The organism is Brumimicrobium aurantiacum, from assembly GCF_003402975.1.
GTDB classification, from domain to species: Bacteria; Bacteroidota; Bacteroidia; order Flavobacteriales_D; family Crocinitomicaceae; genus Brumimicrobium; species Brumimicrobium aurantiacum.
Genome location: NZ_QURB01000001.1, coordinates 600,992 through 619,581, shown reverse-complemented (window position 1 = coordinate 619,581; position 18,590 = coordinate 600,992). Strand labels below are relative to the sequence as shown.

The window sequence follows — 18,590 nt, the reverse complement described above, 5'->3', positions numbered from 1 at the left end:
ACTAATCTTTCAATTTTACAATTGTTGGTGTATTGGCATCGATTCTTTGTAAACTTTCTTCTTTGCCTAATAATGCAGTAATTTCAAACATACTCGGTCCCATTCCTTTTCCTGTGATTACAAGCCTAAATAATGGCAATACTTTACCAATACCTAGTTCTTTCTCTGCAAGGAATGCTTTGAAAGTTTCTTCTATTGTTACTGCATCAAAGTTTTCGATTTTAGAAAGTGCTTCGCGCCATGCTGTAATAAGTTCAGCTGCGTTATCTTTCCATTTTTTTCTCACAGTTTTTGCATCAAACTCTGTTGGGTTTTTAAATAAATATTCTCCTTCTGAATAAATATCCTCAACAAATGTTGCTCTTTCTTTCATTAAATGACATGCTTGAGCAATATACTCATCGCTGATGTCCTTAATTTCATCTCCAACTTCTTCACGCAGTAAGTTTGTTAATTCTTTTTCTGAAGCAGCTCGTAAATATTGTTGTTGGAACCATTTCGTTTTGTCTGCATCAAATTTTGCTCCTGCCTTACTTACTCTTTCCAAAGAAAATGCTTCAACCATTTCTTCTAATGAAAAAATCTCTTGAGTCGTACCAGGATTCCACCCTAAGAAAGCTAACATATTGGTGAACGCACCAGCCAAATATCCTTGTTCTCTATAACCTGAATATTTCTCTCCGTCTGCCGTAAACCAATCAATAGGGAAAACAGGGAAACCTAATCGATCTCCATCTCTTTTAGATAATTTTCCGTTTCCATCTGGGCGTAAAAGCAATGGACAGTGCGCAAATTTTGGTGCTTCCCATTCAAAAGCTTCATACAATAAAACGTGAAGCGGTGCTGATGGCAACCATTCTTCACCTCTAATTACATGTGAAATTTCCATTGTATGGTCATCTACAATATTTGCTAAGTGGTAAGTTGGCATTCCATCACTCTTAAATAATACTTTATCATCAAGATTGTTTGTGTTTACTACAACCCATCCTCTAATTTCATCCTCAAATCTTACATCTTCATTGCGTGGCATTTTGAAACGAATAACGTAAGGATCTCCATTTGCCAATCTTTTTTGAACTTCATCTTCTGGTAAAGTCAATGAATTTTGCATTGAAGTTCGCGTTACTGAATTGTATTGCCAGTTCGGCATTTTCATTTGTATCGCTTGCTTACGCATTTTGTCTAAATCCTCTGAAGTATCAAATGCATAATACGCTTTTCCATTTGCAATTAATTGCTCTGCATATGGTTTATAAATTGCTTGACGTTCAGATTGTTTGTAAGGTCCATAATCACCTCCAATACCTTGACCTTCGTCTGGAGTAATTCCACACCATTTTAGAGCTTCCATAATATACTCTTCTGCTCCTTCAACAAATCTTGTTTGATCTGTATCTTCTACTCTTAATATAAATGTACCGTTATGTTTCTTTGCAAATAAATAATTATATAATGCAGTACGAACTCCTCCCATGTGTAGAGGACCGGTTGGTGATGGCGCAAACCTTACGCGAACTGATTTATCTGACATAAATTCTAAATTTTTATGCAAAGATAATTGATTACATTGCCTTTATCCATAGTTCTCTTTAAAAATTGATTTTATTTTTCTTACTTCTCCCCTTCTCTTTTTGTTCTTTCTTTTCGATTTTTTAATTTTTTCACGGATTTCATTGTCTTCATAGAAAACTTATTGATGTTTTTTTCGTTGACTTACAAGGTATTCTTATGCTGTTAATGCTTTTTTTACTTATAATTACTTTAAATTCAATTTGACATTCAAAATGGGAGCTTTCGATGATTTAATAAACCAAGTGGATGCATTTATCCGTAAGTATTACAAGAATTTAATGATTAAAGGATTATTCCTTTTTGCCATTATTTTTCTATCTACTTTTTTATTGATAAGTGGTTTAGAATATATAGGTCGTTTCAATTCTTTTATTCGAGGTGTTTTATTCTTTTCTTTTATCGTATTGAACGGTTTTGTTCTTTTCAAATACTTTATAGTTCCATTGTCTAAATTATTTTCTTTCGGAAAAAGAATAAGTCGATTTCAGGCTGCTCATATTATCGGTGATTTTTTTCCTGACGTAAATGATAAATTATTGAATACACTTCAACTGAAAGAATCAACTTCCGCTAATCCTAAGAATATTGATTTTCTTAAAGCAAGTATAGCTCAAAATTCAGCTCAACTCAATACTTTAACTTTTACTTCTGCAATAGATTATTCAGCGAATAAAAAATTTCTAAGGTATTTTATTCCTGTACTAACCACTGTTGTTTTAATAGGAATCGTAGCGCCAAATTTTCTGACGGATAGTACTCAACGTTTAATAAAATATGACCAAGTATTTACTGTCGCTCCAGATTATACTTTCGAAATTGTAAATGATGAACTTATTGTTGAAGAAGGAAATCCTATTCAGATTGAAGTTTTGTTGACTCCTAATCCTGGTAAAGCATTGCCTGATCGCGTGTATATTGAAAGTGAGGAAGGAACCTTTTTAATGGAAAAAACGGCAAAAAATAAAGCTGCATTTACCTTTTCAAATCTTAATAACGATTTATCTTTTCGTTTTAAAGCGATTAATGCTATTTCAGAAAACTATTCCATTGATGTTGTAAAAAGAACTTCTTTAGGACATTTAAATGTCGATCTAACTTATCCTTCGTATTTAAATCGCGCAAAAGAAACGATTGATAATCCTGGTGATCTTATTTTACCAGAAGGTACTCAAGTTACATGGAATGGAATTACAAAAAATACAAAATCACTTTCAGTTCATGCAAGAGATACAGTTTTTAATTTTAGTGATGCTGCTGGTTTTAGATTTTCTCAGATTGCTAAAGAGACTTCCGTTTTATCTTTCATTTTGCGAAACAAAGAAATCGAAACATTAGATACCACTGAATTTTTTATTAATGTTGTTAAGGACGAATTTCCGCGTATTTCATTGAATTCAAGAAATGATTCAGTTCAAAAAACTAAAGTTTATTTTTCAGGTAATGTTCAAGATGATCATGGTTTATCACGGGTAACTTTTAATTATACTATTCGCAAGAAGGATGGTAAAGAAATTAATGAATCTATATCTGTTCCTGGAATAAGTGGAAAGGAATCACCTTTTTCTATGACATTTGATATTGGTCAATTAAATCTGTCTTTAGAAGATCAAGTTTCTTATTTCTTCACTGTTTTTGATAACGATGGAGTTAATGGACCTAAATCTACAAAGTCAAATGTGTATCAATATAAAACACCTTCTTTAAATGAATTGCAAGAGAAACGTAATGAGGAAACAGACAATGCCAAAGAGGAATTAAAAGAATTGATTCGAGAAACAAAAGATTTTAAAGATCAAATCAATCAATTAAAAAAGGAAATGTCTAATTCTAAAAGTTCGTCATGGCAACAACAAAAACAAATGCAGAATCTTCAAGAAAATCAAAAGTCATTAAAGGAACGTTTAGAGCAATTGAAGAATAAAATGAAGTCTTCCTTTGAAGAGAAATCTAAGTTGAGTCCTATGGATGAAAAATTAATAGAGAAGCAAAAAGAGCTTGAAAAATTAATGGAGTCTGTAATGGATGAAGAACTTGAAGAATTATTGAAGGAACTAGAAGAAATGATGAAGCAGAACGACAGTAAAAATCTTCTAGAGAAAATGGAAGAAAGCGAAATGTCTGCCGAAGAAATGGATCGTCAGTTAGATCGTACCATGGAAATGTTGAAAAAGATGGATGTAGAAGAACGAGTAGAAGATCTTCAAAAATCTTTAGAAGATTTAGCCAAGAAACAAGAGGATTTAAAAAATGATCTTGAATCCGGAAATAAGGAAGAAGATATAGGTGCTAAAGAACAAGAGGATTTAAAGAAAGAATTTGAGAATGTTCAGAAGGACTTAGAAGAAATGTTGAAGAAAAACGAGGAATTAAAGCGACCTTTTCAACTAGAAGATTTAGAAGAATCAGGTGAGGATGTTCAGAAAGAAATGAAAGATGCTTCTGATGATTTAAAGAATGGTAAGAAGTCTTCTGCTGGAGAGAAACAAGAAAATGCTAGCGAAAAGATGGAGGAAATGGCTTCTCAAATGTCTGCTCAAATGCAGTCTAGTCAGCAAAAACAAAAACAGGAAGATATAGAAGCTTTACGTGCATTATTAGAAAATCTCATGCAATTAAGTTTCGACCAAGAAGAGAATATGCAATCCTTTAGAGAAACTGGTAAATACGATCCACAATTTGTTGCTTTAGGAAAAGAACAACGTAGCATTATGGATAATCTGAATCCAATTAAAGATAGTCTACGAAGTTTAGCTGACCGTTTAACGAAAGTGTCATCCTTTATTGAACAAGAGCTTTCTACATTAGAAAAACAATACAAATATATACCTACTCATATTGGTGAAAGAGAATCTTCTCAACTTCAAACTAAACAACAGTTTGCTATGACGAGCTTAAATAATTTGGCATTGTTTTTAAATGAATCGTTGGAGAATGCACAGAAAAGCATGGCTCAAATGCAAGGAAACCAAAGTTGCGATAAACCAGGGGAAGGAAGTCCTGGAAAAGGAAAGCCAGGTCAAGGTGCACCTAATGATGTTGAAGGCATGAAAGAAATGCTGAAAAAACAATTAGAAAATATGAAGAAAGGATCAAATCCTGGTGGCGATAAACCTGGTGGTAAGCAAGGAGGAATGTTGCCAATGAATTCCCAACAAGCAGCAAAAATGGCAGCCCAACAAAATGCTATGCAAAAGAAACTACAGGAATTGAAAGACCAAATGAATAAAGATGGTAGCGGAGATGGAAATAAGTTGAATGAATTGATGAAAGAGCTAGAAGAGCAAGAAAATAAACTAATAAATAAAGAGTGGAACGCTGAATTGATTGAACGTCAACAACGCATTATGACAAGACTTTTGGAGAGCGAGAAAGCGATGCAAGAAAGAGGTTTAGATGAAAAAAGAGAAAGTAATTCAGGAAAAAATGTAGAGAATGGTAACCAAATTGAGTTTTTGGAGTATAAGAAACAAAAAGAAAAACAAATTGAGTTACTTAGAACATTAGATCCTTCTTTTAGCAAGTATTACAAGGAGAAAGCCAATGCTTATTTTTTGAATGTTAATTGATGTCTTCTGTTTGATATATAGATTATATGAAAGCAAGTTATAAGGAAATTGAATCTGTGTCATTCGCCTCTGATGTTAACAATATTAGTATTGCCGAATCAATGGTTGATACCATTTGTAAAAATCATACTGTGCATGAAGATAATTATGGTAATATTTTAATTGCCGTTACAGAAGCTGTTAATAATGCAATTCAACACGGGAATTCAGAAGATGTCAATAAAAATGTAGTTTTATCAGTACGACAAAACGATAAAGAATTGAGTTTCGTAGTTCAAGATGAAGGCGCTGGATTTGCTTTCGATAATTTACCTGATCCTACGGCGCCAGAAAATATTGAGAAAGAATCTGGACGTGGAATTTTCTTGATGAAATCATTAGCAGATGATGTTCTTTTTGAAGAAAATGGTTCAAGAGTAGTTTTAACTTTTTCTAACCTATAATGATCAATTTTCAGTTTGTTGATGTTACTCCTACTGAGTTAAACCATGTTCAAGAATGGTTTGAACAAGTAGTCGAAAACGAAGGTAAAATACTTGCAGATTTATCTATTGTTATTGGTTCTGATGAGTGGTTATTAGAAAAGAATATTGAATTTCTAGATCATGATTATTACACCGATATCATCACTTTTGACTATTGTGTGGGTGATACTGTAAGCGGTGATTTATTAATTTCTTTAGACCGCATAATCGATAATGCGAATGAATTTAATGTTTCACGTGAAACAGAATTGAATCGTGTTTTGGTTCATGGTTTACTTCATTTGTGTGGATATGGTGATAAAAGTTCAAAAGAAATTGAAATAATGAGAAAAAAAGAGGACTACTATCTATCACTGTTGTAATTTTGTTCCACGTGAAACAAAGTGGATATGTTAAAAGAATATGATGTTATCGTTGTTGGTGCTGGACATGCAGGTTGTGAAGCTGCAAACTCAGCTGCCAAGCTTGGGGCTTCTACCCTAGTTGTAACAATGAATATGAATACTATAGCGCAAATGTCTTGCAATCCTGCCATGGGTGGAGTTGCTAAAGGACAAATCTTGCGAGAAATAGATGCCTTAGGAGGCGGATCTGGTATTGTCTCAGATAAAACAGCAATTCAATTTCGAATGTTAAATATGAGTAAAGGACCTGCAATGTGGTCTCCTCGTACTCAAAACGACCGTATGCGATTTGCTGAAGAATGGCGATTGCTTTTAGAGCGTAACCATAATGTCGATTTTTGGCAGGATATGGTGACTGGAATCATAACTAAGGATGGTGCGATTACTGGGGTTAAAACGAGAATGGGTATGGAGATATTCGCCAAGTCTGTTGTGTTAACCAGTGGTACTTTTTTAAATGGTACTATTCATTTAGGTGAAAAAAACTACGGAGGTGGACGTGCTGGAGAAGGTGCTTCAACGGGAATTACTGAAGATTTAATTGCACTTGGATTTGAGGCCGGAAGAATGAAAACTGGAACTCCCCCTCGTGTTGATGGTAGGTCATTAGATTATTCTAAGATGGAAGTTCAAGGTGGTGATACAGTTGCAAGTAAATTTAGTTTTACAGATGAAACTCAAGCTTTAACAGAACAGCGTCCTTGCCATGTAACTTATACAAATCCGAAAACGCATGAAATACTAAAAACTGGATTTGATCGTAGTCCTATGTTTAATGGTGCGATTAAGTCTAAAGGTCCTAGGTATTGTCCGAGTATTGAAGATAAAATAGATCGTTTCGCTGAGCGTGATCGTCATCAATTATTTGTTGAACCTGAAGGTTGGAATACTGTAGAAATATATGTTAATGGTTTTAGCACAAGTTTACCGGAGGAAGTTCAATTAGAAGCATTAAAAACTATTCCTGGTTTTGAGGAAGTGAAAATGTTTAGACCTGGTTATGCTATAGAATACGACTACTTCCCTCCTACTCAATTGAAACATACTTTAGAAACTAAATTGATTTCAGGGTTGTATTTTGCTGGACAAATTAATGGTACAACAGGATACGAAGAAGCGGCTTGTCAAGGATTAATGGCGGGTATAAATGCAGCTCGAAAAGTTCAAGAAAAAGAAGAGTTTATTTTGAATCGTTCTGACGCTTATATCGCTGTTTTGATTGATGATTTAATCACGAAAGGAACTGAAGAGCCATACAGAATGTTTACTTCACGTGCTGAATATCGTATTCTTTTGAGACAGGATAATGCTGATTTAAGACTCTCTCCTATTGCTCATGCTATTGGAATGATTTCAGATGAACGCCTTGATCATGTGAATCAAAAGATTGAAAATGTAAAAGCATTAAAAAAGAAATTATCTAAAATTGGTGTAATTCCGGGTGATGCCAATCCTGTCCTTGAATCATTAAAATCTTCTCCAATTAAACAACAGGTTAAATTAAGTCAGTTGATTACTCGACCAAATATTGGTATGAAACAGATGCTAGAAATGAGTCAAGAATTACGAGATTTCACTAAAGATTTGTCTACTGAAGTTCTAGAGCAAGTTGAGATACAATTAAAGTATGAAGGTTATATTAATCGTGAACAAGAGGTGGCTAATAAATTAAACAGGTTAGAAGACGTTATTATTCCAGAAGGAATTGAATTCGAAAAACTCAGTAGTTTAAGTGCGGAAGCTGTGAACAAGCTAACAGATATTCAACCGAAAACAATTGGTCAAGCCTCTCGAATTAGTGGAGTGTCTCCTAGTGATATCAATGTTCTTTTGATATATTTAGGTCGTTAGTTTCACGTGAAACATTATTAAAATTAAGAAATGAAATCCATTAGAAATTGTCCTGTTTGTGAAGAGTCCTATTTTAAAGACTATCTAAGCGTAAAAGATCACATGATCACTAGGGAGGAATTTAAGATTGTAGAATGTGATAATTGTGGATTCCACTTTACAAATCCAATTCCTGAAATTGATAAAATTGGTGAGTATTATAAGTCTGAGGAATATATTTCTCATAGTTCAAACAAGAAAGGAGTCATTAATTTTCTTTACAATAGGGTGCGTAATATCACTTTAAAAGAAAAGGTGAAATGGATTAAAAATGAAACTGACGGAAAATGTTTGTTGGACATTGGATCTGGAACAGGACACTTTTTGAAGGTTGCAAATGATCATGGATTTAAAGGAACAGGTTTGGAACCTGATGCTGATGCACGTGATTTTGCTCATAAAAACAATCACGTTAGAAGTAGTGATCAAGCAGAACTTTATAATATAGAAAGTAATTCTTTTGATGTTATTACCATGTGGCATGTTTTGGAACATGTTTATGATTTGAGAAAAGACCTGAAACGAATTGATGAAATTTTAAAAAGTGATGGTCGTTTGTTTATCGCTGTTCCAAATATGAATTCTCATGATGCGCGACATTATAAAGAAGATTGGGCAGCCTATGATGTTCCACGTCACCTTTATCATTTTCAAAAAAACGATATTTCTCGCTTAATGTTAGATTTTGGATTTGACTTGAAAAAAGTTATTCCAATGCCATATGATGCATATTATGTTTCCATGCTTTCAGAAAAATATAAAAACCGTTTTTCATTGCTTGGAGTATTAAGAGGATTTATTTCAAATATGAAAGCAAGAAAATATGGTTACTCAAGTCAAGTTTACGTTTTTGAGAAAAAATAGTTGGTTTTCTACCTCTCCCCTATTTTTGACATAATTTTTAAGTTTAAAATTTATTCAAAGTAGTGAATTTTGATTTTAAGACGGTATTTAAGCTGTTTCTTATCTATTATGGTATCGTAGGTCTAAAAAATCGAGATCTTCCATTTATAAGAGGGTGTTTTTCGATGAATTTGAGCAGTTTTCTATAAATTTTTGATTTTGTACCCATAATTTTATTTTTTTCCGTTTTTGTCACCTAAATAAATTTTCACACAAATTTGAAAGTTTCTTATTCTTCATTTTATATTAACATGGTTGTTTCTTCGTGAAACATCAATTTGTTTATTTTTGGTGTAACTATGAAATTTGCAGCAATTGATATCGGAACAAATGCTACCCGACTTTTAATCGGTGAAGTTGATTTATCATCTCCAAAAGGTTTTATCCGTAAACATTCATATGTGCGTATACCTTTACGATTGGGTGTTGAGGTTTTCGATACTGGTTTTATTTCTGATCAAAAACTGATTGAGTTTAAGAAATCAATGCAAGCCTTTAAGTTAATTGCAGAAATATTTGAAGTTAAACAACTCAGGATATGCGCTACATCTGCAATGCGAGAAGCAAAAAATGCTGAGAAAGTCAAAAAGTATATTGAGGAAGAAGTTGGTATATCCATGGAAATTATTTCAGGTCAAGAAGAAGCTGAACTTATTTTTTCCACTTTTTCACTGATTAATAAAGACGAAGAAAATTCTTTTATTGTAATTGACGTTGGTGGTGGCTCAACGGAAATTAGTGTTTTTGAAAATGGCAAAAGGGTTGAAGCAAAGTCTTTTAAGATTGGAACATTGAGAGTGCTAAAGAATAAAGTACCCAAAAATTGTCGTAAAGAAATTAAAACATGGATCGCGAATAATATCAGTGAAACAAATAACTATAAAGTCTTTGCAACAGGTGGTAATATAAATAAAGCCCAAAAACTCATTGATGGTGATTCGGTAAAACCGGTTTCACTGAAGAAGTTAAAAGCGCTGCATAAAGAACTTGAAGTATTGAATGTTGATGAACGAATGAATAAATATAAACTAAAACCAGATCGTGCTGATACAATTGTTCCTGCTTTAGATATTTATATTTATATAGCTAAGTTGCTGAAGATTAAAAAGGTAGCAATCCCTAAGATTGGTCTTTCAGATGGAATGATTTACAGTATGTTTTTAGAGAATTCAAAAAATTGATGTTTTGATTCTATAAGCTTCGAGAAATTTATTCAATAAATAATATTGGCTTAATATACTTTTCAGGACTCAGATTTACATTTGAGGATGGACAATAAAAATTGTATTTATCTTAACTCAGATTATACTTCCCTCACCAACAATCAATTCCATAAGGAGAAATTTCGCTTGCAAAAGGAGCTTTTAAAACTTCAAGAATGGATGCTGAAGTATAATAAAAAGGTAGCCATCATTTTTGAAGGAAGAGATGCCGCTGGAAAAGGAGCTGCAATTCGTCGAATTTCTGAACACCTTATGACAGGACATTTTAGGGTCGTTGAATTGGGTATTCCGACAAAGAAGCAACATAAAAACTGGTTAAATACCTACAAAGCCAAATTACCAAAAGAAGGTGAAATTGTTTTTTTTGATCGTTCATGGTATTCACGAGCTTTGATACAACCTACTATGGGTTATTGTACAGATCATCAGTATAATTACTTTATGAAACGTGTTGTTGATTGGGAAAAAGAACTTGTAAAAGAAGGTGTAATTATTATTAAGTTTTACCTCTCCATCAATATTTCAACGCAAGCAACGCGATTTGAAATACGCCGAAATCATGATTTAAAATATTGGAAACTATCTGAAAATGACCTAGAATCTGTTGATCATTGGGAAACCTATACCAAGTATAAGGAAAAGATGTTTGAAAAAACTTCATGGGACGGTGCTCCTTGGGTTATAATGAACGCCAACAATAAATTAATAGCCCAGCTTAATTGCATCCGTTATGTCTTGCGTACGATTGATTATGAAGGTAAAAAAGAACTAAAACCTAAATCATGGACGATTGATGAATATGATAGAAGTTTAATGTTCCTCGATGTGAAATTTGATAATCTGTCAGAAGAACAATATGTTTTGTTGAGTCGTATAAAACAGTATTTGTAATATTTTTCTTTACCTAATTTCTATTTATTCCTTCAATTTTAGTTTTTCAAGCTTTAATTCTAATTTGTATTCTCCTAACTTTACAATTTTAGAAATTAAATAAAAGCGAATTGAAATCGAGTCAACTGAATTTGGTTCTTGCAAAACTCCGGGAGTATTTAAGTGATAATGCTGATTTTGTAATTGTTGGAAGAGCTTACAGCTACTACCCTACACTTGTTACGCAAAATAACGATACATTTTTATACGAATGTAATGGATCAGAAATAGAACCTTATGACGTTTTTATTGATCTTTCTGATTACTACAACATCAAAACTTCTTGTAGTTGTAAATATCATGGTGTAGGCATTTGTAAACACCTAGTGGCTGCATTTAAAAATCTAATGCAACAAATCGAAGATGAAACTATTGATTTAACGAATAAGGTGGTTAAAAATGAGTTTTTGTCTAAAATCACTGAAATTCCTCATAAGGACGGCATTATTGATACTGAAAAACTCAATAAAATGGAGTTTGCCCGTCAAAATAACTACTACACTCCTTTGAATTTTACTGCTGTAAATAAAAACAGAGTTGATGCCGTATATGAAGATTTTAGAGAAGATTTCTTTTTGTCTTTTAACATCAAACGGAAAACCAATGACTTACTTTTAAAATGCAGTTGCGAAGGCAGTAAAATGATTTGTACACATAAGTTCACCTTCTTAAAAACATTCTTTGCGAAATTTGGGAAGGATTATTTTGCTGATGATTTTATCGAACGCTTCAAACAAAGAACCATGGAAGCTTCAAAGTTCAAAGGTTTATTGGAGTTTGATCAAGCTTTTGAAATGGTAATTTCAACGGAAGGAATTTCTGTTAAAGAGAAAATTAAGAATGTAGTTGATGAGGGAAACAAAATGTTTAACCTTTTCGCCAATGATAGAAAAGCCTTTTACCTTCCTTCAGAAAATGAAGAAACCGCTGCTTATGGTGTTGGAATCGCATTGTCAACAGTAGATTATAAGATAAGCGATGTAGAAGTTTTTTATGGTAAACTTGATAAGGCCAAGAAGAATTTGTCAACCAAGTTTAGAGAAATTTCAGATATCAACTTCTCTGAGGCCTTGTCTAAAATCGAAGATAGAAATGATAAGGATGTTGTCATTCAAGGTATTCAATTATCTGAAACCTTTGATAAAGAAAAGTACAGTGGAATAACGATTGAAAGAACGAAAAAACAAATTCACTTGTTCTCTTCAATTGTAAAGAGCAAAGCTTCCATCAAATTGTATTGTTATAAGGCAAAAGATTCACTTACAAAACGCAATACAACAGAAATAACGGTTAGTGATAAGGAAGTTATTCCTGTGTTGAAAATCACAGATAAGAAGCCTTTTTACCAACTTGATTTTAAATTGAAAATTGAAGATGAGCTTTTTGCTGTAAATTCAACCAAATTGTTGATTACTTCATTCGGTGTGATTGCCAATAATCAATTTTATCGCTTCTTGAATCCTGAACGTGCTTTTGCTGTTGTCAATTCTATTGATCAAGCGCAAATGAATATTGTTCATAAGGGAATTGATGAACTAAAGTCAACAGTAATTGAACCAATGTCGCGCGTTTATGAAATTGATTTTAAAGGGATTAAAACCTCAAAATCAAAAGTAAAGCCTGCGATAGAAAAGCATGTTTACCTCTCTGATGAAGAAGGAAAATTTGTGGTCTTGCAACCATTGGTACAATATGGAAAAACACTGGTTTCTCCAGAAGGAAATGAAAAAGTTTGGACCAATTCAAAATCATTGAGTTTTCAAAAACGTGATAAAACTTTAGAAGAAGATTTCTTTAAAAACTTTAAGGCACTTCATCCAAAATTTGAACATCAATCCAATTACTTTTATCTGTCTGTAGAAGAAGCGCTCAAATCGATGTGGCTAATGCAAGTCATTGACCAATTGAAATCTGAAAATGTGCGTGTTTTTGGTTTAAATGATCTTAAATCAATTAAATACAACTTGAATAAACCAACTTTTTCAGTGGGTTTAAGTTCGGGAACTGATTGGTTTGATATGAATGTCGATATTGCATTTGGCAACCAAAAGGTGAATTTAAAAAAGCTTCAAAAAGCCATTATAAAACAAAGTAATTTCGTTGAATTAAATGATGGTTCAATTGGAGTTTTACCGAAAGAATGGATTGAAAAATACAAGAAGTACTTTAAGCTTGGAAATGTCAAGAAAGACAAAATAGAAATTTCAAATTTTCAATTCAATATCATAGATGAATTGTACGAAGAGGAAACAAATGTGCCTCATTTTTTAACTGAATTACATGAGAAGAAAAAGCGAATCAATAATTTAAAATCGCTAAAACCTATTCCTCATCCAAAAGGATTAAACGCAACTTTAAGAGCTTATCAAGAAGAAGGTCTTAACTGGTTAGTTTTCTTACATGAAAATCAGTTAGGTGGTTGTTTAGCAGATGATATGGGATTAGGAAAAACCCTCCAAACAATTGCTTTTTTCCAATATTTAAAGAATCAGAAGTCGACAACACTCCCCCATTTGGTGATTGCTCCAACTTCTTTGATTTTTAATTGGGCTGCTGAAATTGAAAAATTTGCTCCAAAACTTTCTGTTTTGAGTTTTATTGGACCAAAAAGACATGATTTCGCTTCGAGTTTTGGTGATTTTGATATTATTTTGACGACTTACGGTTCTTTAATTAAGGATATTGAAATTCATGTAAAAAACAAATACAACTATATTATTTTGGATGAAAGTCAAGCCATTAAAAATCCAAGCTCACAACGCTTTAAAGCCGTAAGATTACTGAAAGGATTTAACCTTTTGGCACTCACAGGAACGCCAATTGAAAACAATACTTTTGATTTATACAGTCAGTTTAGTTTTCTGAATCCAGGAATTTTTGGAAGCGTGAAACATTTTAAACAAACATTCTCAGATGAAATAGATAAAAATCAGGATGAATATACCTCAGAATTATTGTCGCGCATGATTCATCCATTTTTGCTGCGTAGAACCAAAACACAAGTGGCCAAGGAATTACCCACGAAAACGGAAGTCGTGATTTATTGTGAAATGGGTCAAAGACAACGACAGGTTTACAATGAATTTAAGGATTATTTCAAGCAGAAAATTAACGACCAAATAGAAGACGAAGGGATTAATAAATCTCAAATGTACATTTTACAAGGATTGACTAAATTACGTCAGATTTGTAATTCCACCGCGCTAGCTGACCAAGAGAAAGACTACGGAAATGAATCTGCAAAATTGGATGAACTTGTCCGTCACTTAACAGAGAAAGTTGGAGGACATAAAATTTTGGTTTTTTCTCAATTTGTGGGAATGCTTCATTTGGTAAAAGCCCGTTTAGAAGAAGAAGGAATTCTATTTGAGTATTTAGACGGACAATCGAAAAACAGAGAAGAAAAAGTCAATAATTTCCAAAATAACGATAAAATACGTGTATTTCTCATCAGTTTAAAAGCAGGAGGAACAGGTTTAAATCTCACCGAAGCAGACTATGTTTATTTGATTGATCCTTGGTGGAATCCTGCGGTAGAAAGTCAGGCGATTGATAGGTGTTATAGAATTGGACAAGACAAAAAAGTAATGGCTTATCGCATGATTTGTAAGGACACCATTGAAGAGAAAATTGTACAATTACAAGACAAGAAAAAAACAGTAGCAACAGATGTAATTCGCGTTGATAAAGAATCAAAATCATTTGATAGTAATGATGTGGAAAGATTTTTTGGGATGTTGTAGGGACGGATTGGTGTAAGGACGGATTGCAAACCGTCCCTATTCTTTGTAACAGAATAGAGGTTAATTGTGTGAAATGCTCTTAATGGATTGGAATTCGTTGGTGCGCCAATCACTATCAATCCATAAAATGATTTGCCTTAAGCTTTTTTATTTTTGATCTAATTCACACAAACAAAGTCTATATTTACCGTTTTGATTATTTAATAAATAGCTAAAATTGATTCAAAAACTATTCATAATATCACTTCTTTTATTGACTTCGTCGACTAATGATGAAAAGTACATTTGTAAATGTAAAGAGTATCAAAAATCAGCATTAGAGAATTCGACTCCTCTTTTAGAGTTTAAAAGTAATTTAAACAATAAAGCGTTTTCTAATACCATAAATCGTTTAAGTGAAGACACTACTTTTATAAAGGAAAACTCAAAATTTGATAGTCTCTCGGCCTTTTTTATTTCCAATATTTCAGCAAATAATGAATATTTAAACAGTCCAATTATTGGATATGCAAAAATGAATGACAAAGCAATTGTAAGTCATATTTTTAAAAGATTTGTAGAAGAAAAAAAGATTGACAACATGACTAACATAGATTTTATGTGGAGTCAAAAACCTAAGAACTTAACTAATGACGGCGATAATTATTTTTCGCTTTATGCTTTAAATAATAAAGGTCGTTATCAAATAACCCATGAAAATATCGATTTTGCGCGTTTATCAAAACATCCTAACGACAAGTTTTACGGTGTTTCAATCAGTTTTGACGAAGAAGGAGCAGTTGCATTTAGTGAACTCACAAAGGAGAACATAAATAATTGTATTTCTACGATATCCTACAGTAAAGTACTAAGCGCTCCTTTCATTTTTAACCAAGTAGTTGGAGGGTCCGTCTTTATTGATGGTAACTTCACAAAGTTAGAAGCAGAGAAACTAATAAAAAGGCTGAATTGTTACAATTATTCACAAAGAATAGGACAACGCAAATTTGATAGAAAATTAAATAGGTGTAATTGAAAATCTATTTAATTTTAAACTTTCATGCTTAAGCTTTATTATTTAGAACAAACCAAATTATGACACTATCTACTTTCGATTACGGAATTATTTTTTTCTTTTTTGCCCTGGTGATTGTCATCGGAATTATAGTTTCAAAGAAGTCGGGGAAAAACAGTTCAGAGTTCTTTCTTTCGGGAAGAAATATGCCGTGGTGGTTGCTTGGATTCTCAATGGTGGCCACTACTTTTTCTACAGATACTCCAAATTTTGTAACGGATGTTGTTCGAAATAAAGGCGTTTCAGGAAACTGGATTTGGTGGGCTTTTCTACTCACAGGTTTATTAACGGTTTTTGTTTACGCCAAGCTTTGGAGAAAGTCTAATGTCAAAACCGATATGGAGTTTTACGAACTGCGTTATGGTGGAAAACCAGCCCGATTTTTACGTGGATTTAGGTCTATTTACTTAGGATTCGCTTTTAATGTTTTAGCTATGGCAGGTGTAACGCTTGCGGCAATTAAAATTGGTCAAGTAATGCTTGGCTTATCATCATTAGAAGTTGTAGGAATTGCTGGAACAATAACCGTACTTTTTAGTGCTATTGGAGGGTTTCGTGGTGTAATTTATACGGATTTTATTCTCTTTTTTGTGGCTATGGCTGGATCTATTGGAGCAGCTTACTATTTGGTGAATCTTCCTGAAGTTGGAGGATTATCCAATCTTATCGCGCACGAAAATGTACAAGATAAAATAGCGCTTTTACCGAGTTGGAGCGACAAAGAAAAATTCATCACTTTATTGATTATTCCACTTGCTGTTCAATGGTGGAGTTCTTGGTTTCCAGGAGGAGAACCAGGAGGAGGTGGTTACATCGCGCAACGAATGTTGGCGGCCAAAAACGAAAATCATGCGGTTGGAGCAACTTTCTTTTTTAATGTAATGCACTATGCTTTACGTCCATGGCCTTGGATTATCGTAGCCTTGGTTTCATTAGTTGTTTTTCCTGATATTGCGAGTATTCAAGCTGCATTTCCAAATGTTGAAGAAAGTAAATTGGGTCATGATTTAGCTTACTCTGCGATGTTAACAATGCTACCTTCTGGATTGTTAGGTTTAGTCTTGGCTTCTTTAGGTGCAGCCTATATGTCAACAATTTCTACACATTTGAACTGGGGTTCGTCTTACATTGTAAATGATTTTTACACCCAGCATATCAAAAAAGATGCTTCAGAGAAGGAATTGGTGCGTGTTGGCCGACTTTCAACGGTTTTATTGATGCTTATCAGTACAGGATTGGCTTTGTTATTAAATAACGCATTACAATTATTTGACATCATCATTATGTTTGGTGCCGGAACAGGAATGGTTTTTATTTTAAGATGGTTTTGGTCTAGAATTAATGCTTGGAGTGAAATTACAGCAATGTTTGTTTCAGGAATCATATCCATTTTATTGAACTTCACTTCCTTGGGTGCTTATTTGTTTGGTCAAACTTTAGAAAATGGTCAATTGCAAGAAGGTGTTTTTGAAAGTTGGTGGCAATATCCCTTTGTTGTTTTATTTACTTCAATTTGTTGGTTGACTGTTACTTTCTTAACTCCAAGAGAAGCCAAAAGAGTATTGTATCATTTTTATAAAACGACGCAACCTGGTGGTCCAGGATGGAAATCGGTAATTGAAGAAGCCAAAAGTGAAAATGTAGATCTTGAAGAAAACAATGAAAAATGGTCTGTTCCTAATGGAATACTTGCTGTTATATCAGCAACGATAGCTATTTATGGATGTTTGTTTACCGTTGGAAAACTCATTTATGGAGAGTATAACAATGCCCTGATTTTCTTGGCCATTACCATAGCTTCGAGTATCGCACTACTCTATATTTGGAAGAAAATGAAAGGAAAAGCTTTTTAACCTTGCTCTTTTTCGTCGTAAATGTATGTTAAAGCCTCATCAATTGTTTTGTGCTTAAACTGAAAGCCTGTTTCTAAAAGCTTGCTATTATCGATTCGTAAACCGTCCAAAACAATAGTTGCCATTTCTCCTAAAGCGAGTTTTAGGGCAAAGCTTGGAACATTTGGAAGGAATAAAGGCTTGTCAATTTTCTTAGCAATAGCTTTTGTTAAGTTTGCATTTTTGATGTTAGTACTACATGCATTATAAGCACCATCTAATTGATGATTAACAGCATGTACATAAACCCTTGCGATATCTTTTAAAGTAATCCAAGGCATTTTTTGTTCACCAGATCCTAATGGAGCTCCAATATAGTTTTTGATTGTTGCAGAAATTTTATCTAAAGCACCTCCTTTTTCTGTTAAAACGGTTCCTGTTCTTACCTTAACCACTTTTTGTTGAGGTGAAAATAAATCAGCAACTTCTTCCCATCTTTTCACAACTGTAGAGAGGAAGTCTGAACCAAACTTATCTGTTTCTTTGTGGATTTTTATTGGGTTATCAGTACAATAACAATTGATACCAGAAGCAGAAATGTATTGTATAAGAGAAGGAATATTCTGACTAATTTCATGAAGAAATTGTGTTGGTTTTATTCTTGAATTCAAGATTACTTCCTTTCTTTTGTCGGTCCATCTTTTATCGGCAATTCCAGCTCCAGCAACATTTATGATGACATGTACACCTTTGATTGCTGCTTTATCTATCTTTTTTTCTTTTGGACTCCAGTGGAAATAAGGAGGCTTTGGGTTTTCTTTACGTGTCAATACACGCACCTCATGACCGGATTTTTTGAGCTCCTTTTGAATCTCTTTTCCAATCAATCCTGAACCACCAGCAATCAATACAGTTCGTTTTACTATTGACTTTCCCATTATAATTTTCTCCTTTTTATTTTCCTTCTTTTACACTTGGTATTAAT

12 protein-coding genes are annotated in these 18,590 nt (G+C 33.2%); 10 read left to right on the top strand and 2 right to left on the bottom strand.

Going from position 1 to position 18,590, the window contains the following annotated elements:
- Window position 1: 1 nt before the first annotated feature.
- Window positions 2–1,534 (bottom strand): glutamate--tRNA ligase, encoded by a 1,533-nt coding sequence (gltX, locus tag DXU93_RS02725; protein WP_116879705.1) that lies wholly within the window; start codon window positions 1,532–1,534, stop codon window positions 2–4.
- A 253-nt stretch (window positions 1,535–1,787) separates the two neighbouring features.
- Between gltX and DXU93_RS02720 the strand changes: the two genes are divergently transcribed.
- The 10 genes from DXU93_RS02720 to DXU93_RS02675 all read left to right on the top strand — a co-directional run bounded on the left by DXU93_RS02720 (window position 1,788) and on the right by DXU93_RS02675 (window position 17,626).
- Complete coding sequence (locus DXU93_RS02720) at window positions 1,788–5,141, top strand: hypothetical protein (RefSeq protein WP_116879704.1); 3,354 nt, start codon at window positions 1,788–1,790, stop codon at window positions 5,139–5,141.
- A gap of 26 nt (window positions 5,142–5,167) precedes the next feature.
- Window positions 5,168–5,584 carry an ATP-binding protein gene (locus DXU93_RS02715; RefSeq protein ID WP_116879703.1) on the top strand — a complete coding sequence of 139 codons (417 nt, stop codon included), beginning with the start codon at window positions 5,168–5,170 and terminating at the stop codon, window positions 5,582–5,584.
- Complete coding sequence (ybeY, locus tag DXU93_RS02710; protein WP_116879702.1) at window positions 5,584–5,988, top strand: rRNA maturation RNase YbeY; 405 nt, start codon at window positions 5,584–5,586, stop codon at window positions 5,986–5,988. The genes DXU93_RS02715 and ybeY overlap by 1 nt, the downstream gene beginning before the upstream one ends.
- A 27-nt stretch (window positions 5,989–6,015) precedes the next feature.
- Window positions 6,016–7,881, top strand: coding sequence for a tRNA uridine-5-carboxymethylaminomethyl(34) synthesis enzyme MnmG (gene mnmG / locus DXU93_RS02705; RefSeq protein ID WP_116879701.1), 1,866 nt, complete (start codon window positions 6,016–6,018; stop codon window positions 7,879–7,881).
- 30 nt (window positions 7,882–7,911) lie between these two features.
- On the top strand, window positions 7,912–8,784 hold the full coding sequence (locus tag DXU93_RS02700) for a class I SAM-dependent methyltransferase (protein WP_116879700.1): 873 nt from the start codon (window positions 7,912–7,914) through the stop codon (window positions 8,782–8,784).
- 338 nt (window positions 8,785–9,122) lie between these two features.
- Entirely contained in the window at window positions 9,123–10,004 is an 882-nt protein-coding gene (locus DXU93_RS02695) for a Ppx/GppA phosphatase family protein (RefSeq protein WP_116879699.1), read from the top strand.
- A gap of 87 nt (window positions 10,005–10,091) precedes the next feature.
- A complete protein-coding gene (locus tag DXU93_RS02690) occupies window positions 10,092–10,937 on the top strand; it encodes a polyphosphate kinase 2 family protein (RefSeq protein ID WP_116879698.1) in 846 nt (281 codons plus the stop codon).
- A 110-nt stretch (window positions 10,938–11,047) separates the two neighbouring features.
- The gene (locus tag DXU93_RS02685; RefSeq protein ID WP_116879697.1) at window positions 11,048–14,719 is read left to right on the top strand and encodes an SNF2-related protein; all 3,672 of its coding nucleotides are present in this window, start codon (window positions 11,048–11,050) and stop codon (window positions 14,717–14,719) included.
- A 217-nt stretch (window positions 14,720–14,936) separates the two neighbouring features.
- The gene (locus DXU93_RS02680) at window positions 14,937–15,734 is read left to right on the top strand and encodes a SecDF P1 head subdomain-containing protein (RefSeq protein ID WP_116879696.1); all 798 of its coding nucleotides are present in this window, start codon (window positions 14,937–14,939) and stop codon (window positions 15,732–15,734) included.
- 59 nt (window positions 15,735–15,793) lie between these two features.
- Window positions 15,794–17,626 carry a sodium:solute symporter family protein gene (locus tag DXU93_RS02675; protein ID WP_116879695.1) on the top strand — a complete coding sequence of 611 codons (1,833 nt, stop codon included), beginning with the start codon at window positions 15,794–15,796 and terminating at the stop codon, window positions 17,624–17,626.
- On the opposite strand, the gene DXU93_RS02670 is transcribed toward DXU93_RS02675, so the two are convergent.
- Window positions 17,623–18,543, bottom strand: coding sequence for a TIGR01777 family oxidoreductase (locus DXU93_RS02670; RefSeq protein ID WP_116879694.1), 921 nt, complete (start codon window positions 18,541–18,543; stop codon window positions 17,623–17,625). The two genes, DXU93_RS02675 and DXU93_RS02670, sit on opposite strands and share 4 nt — an antisense overlap.
- Window positions 18,544–18,590: the final 47 nt, after the last annotated feature.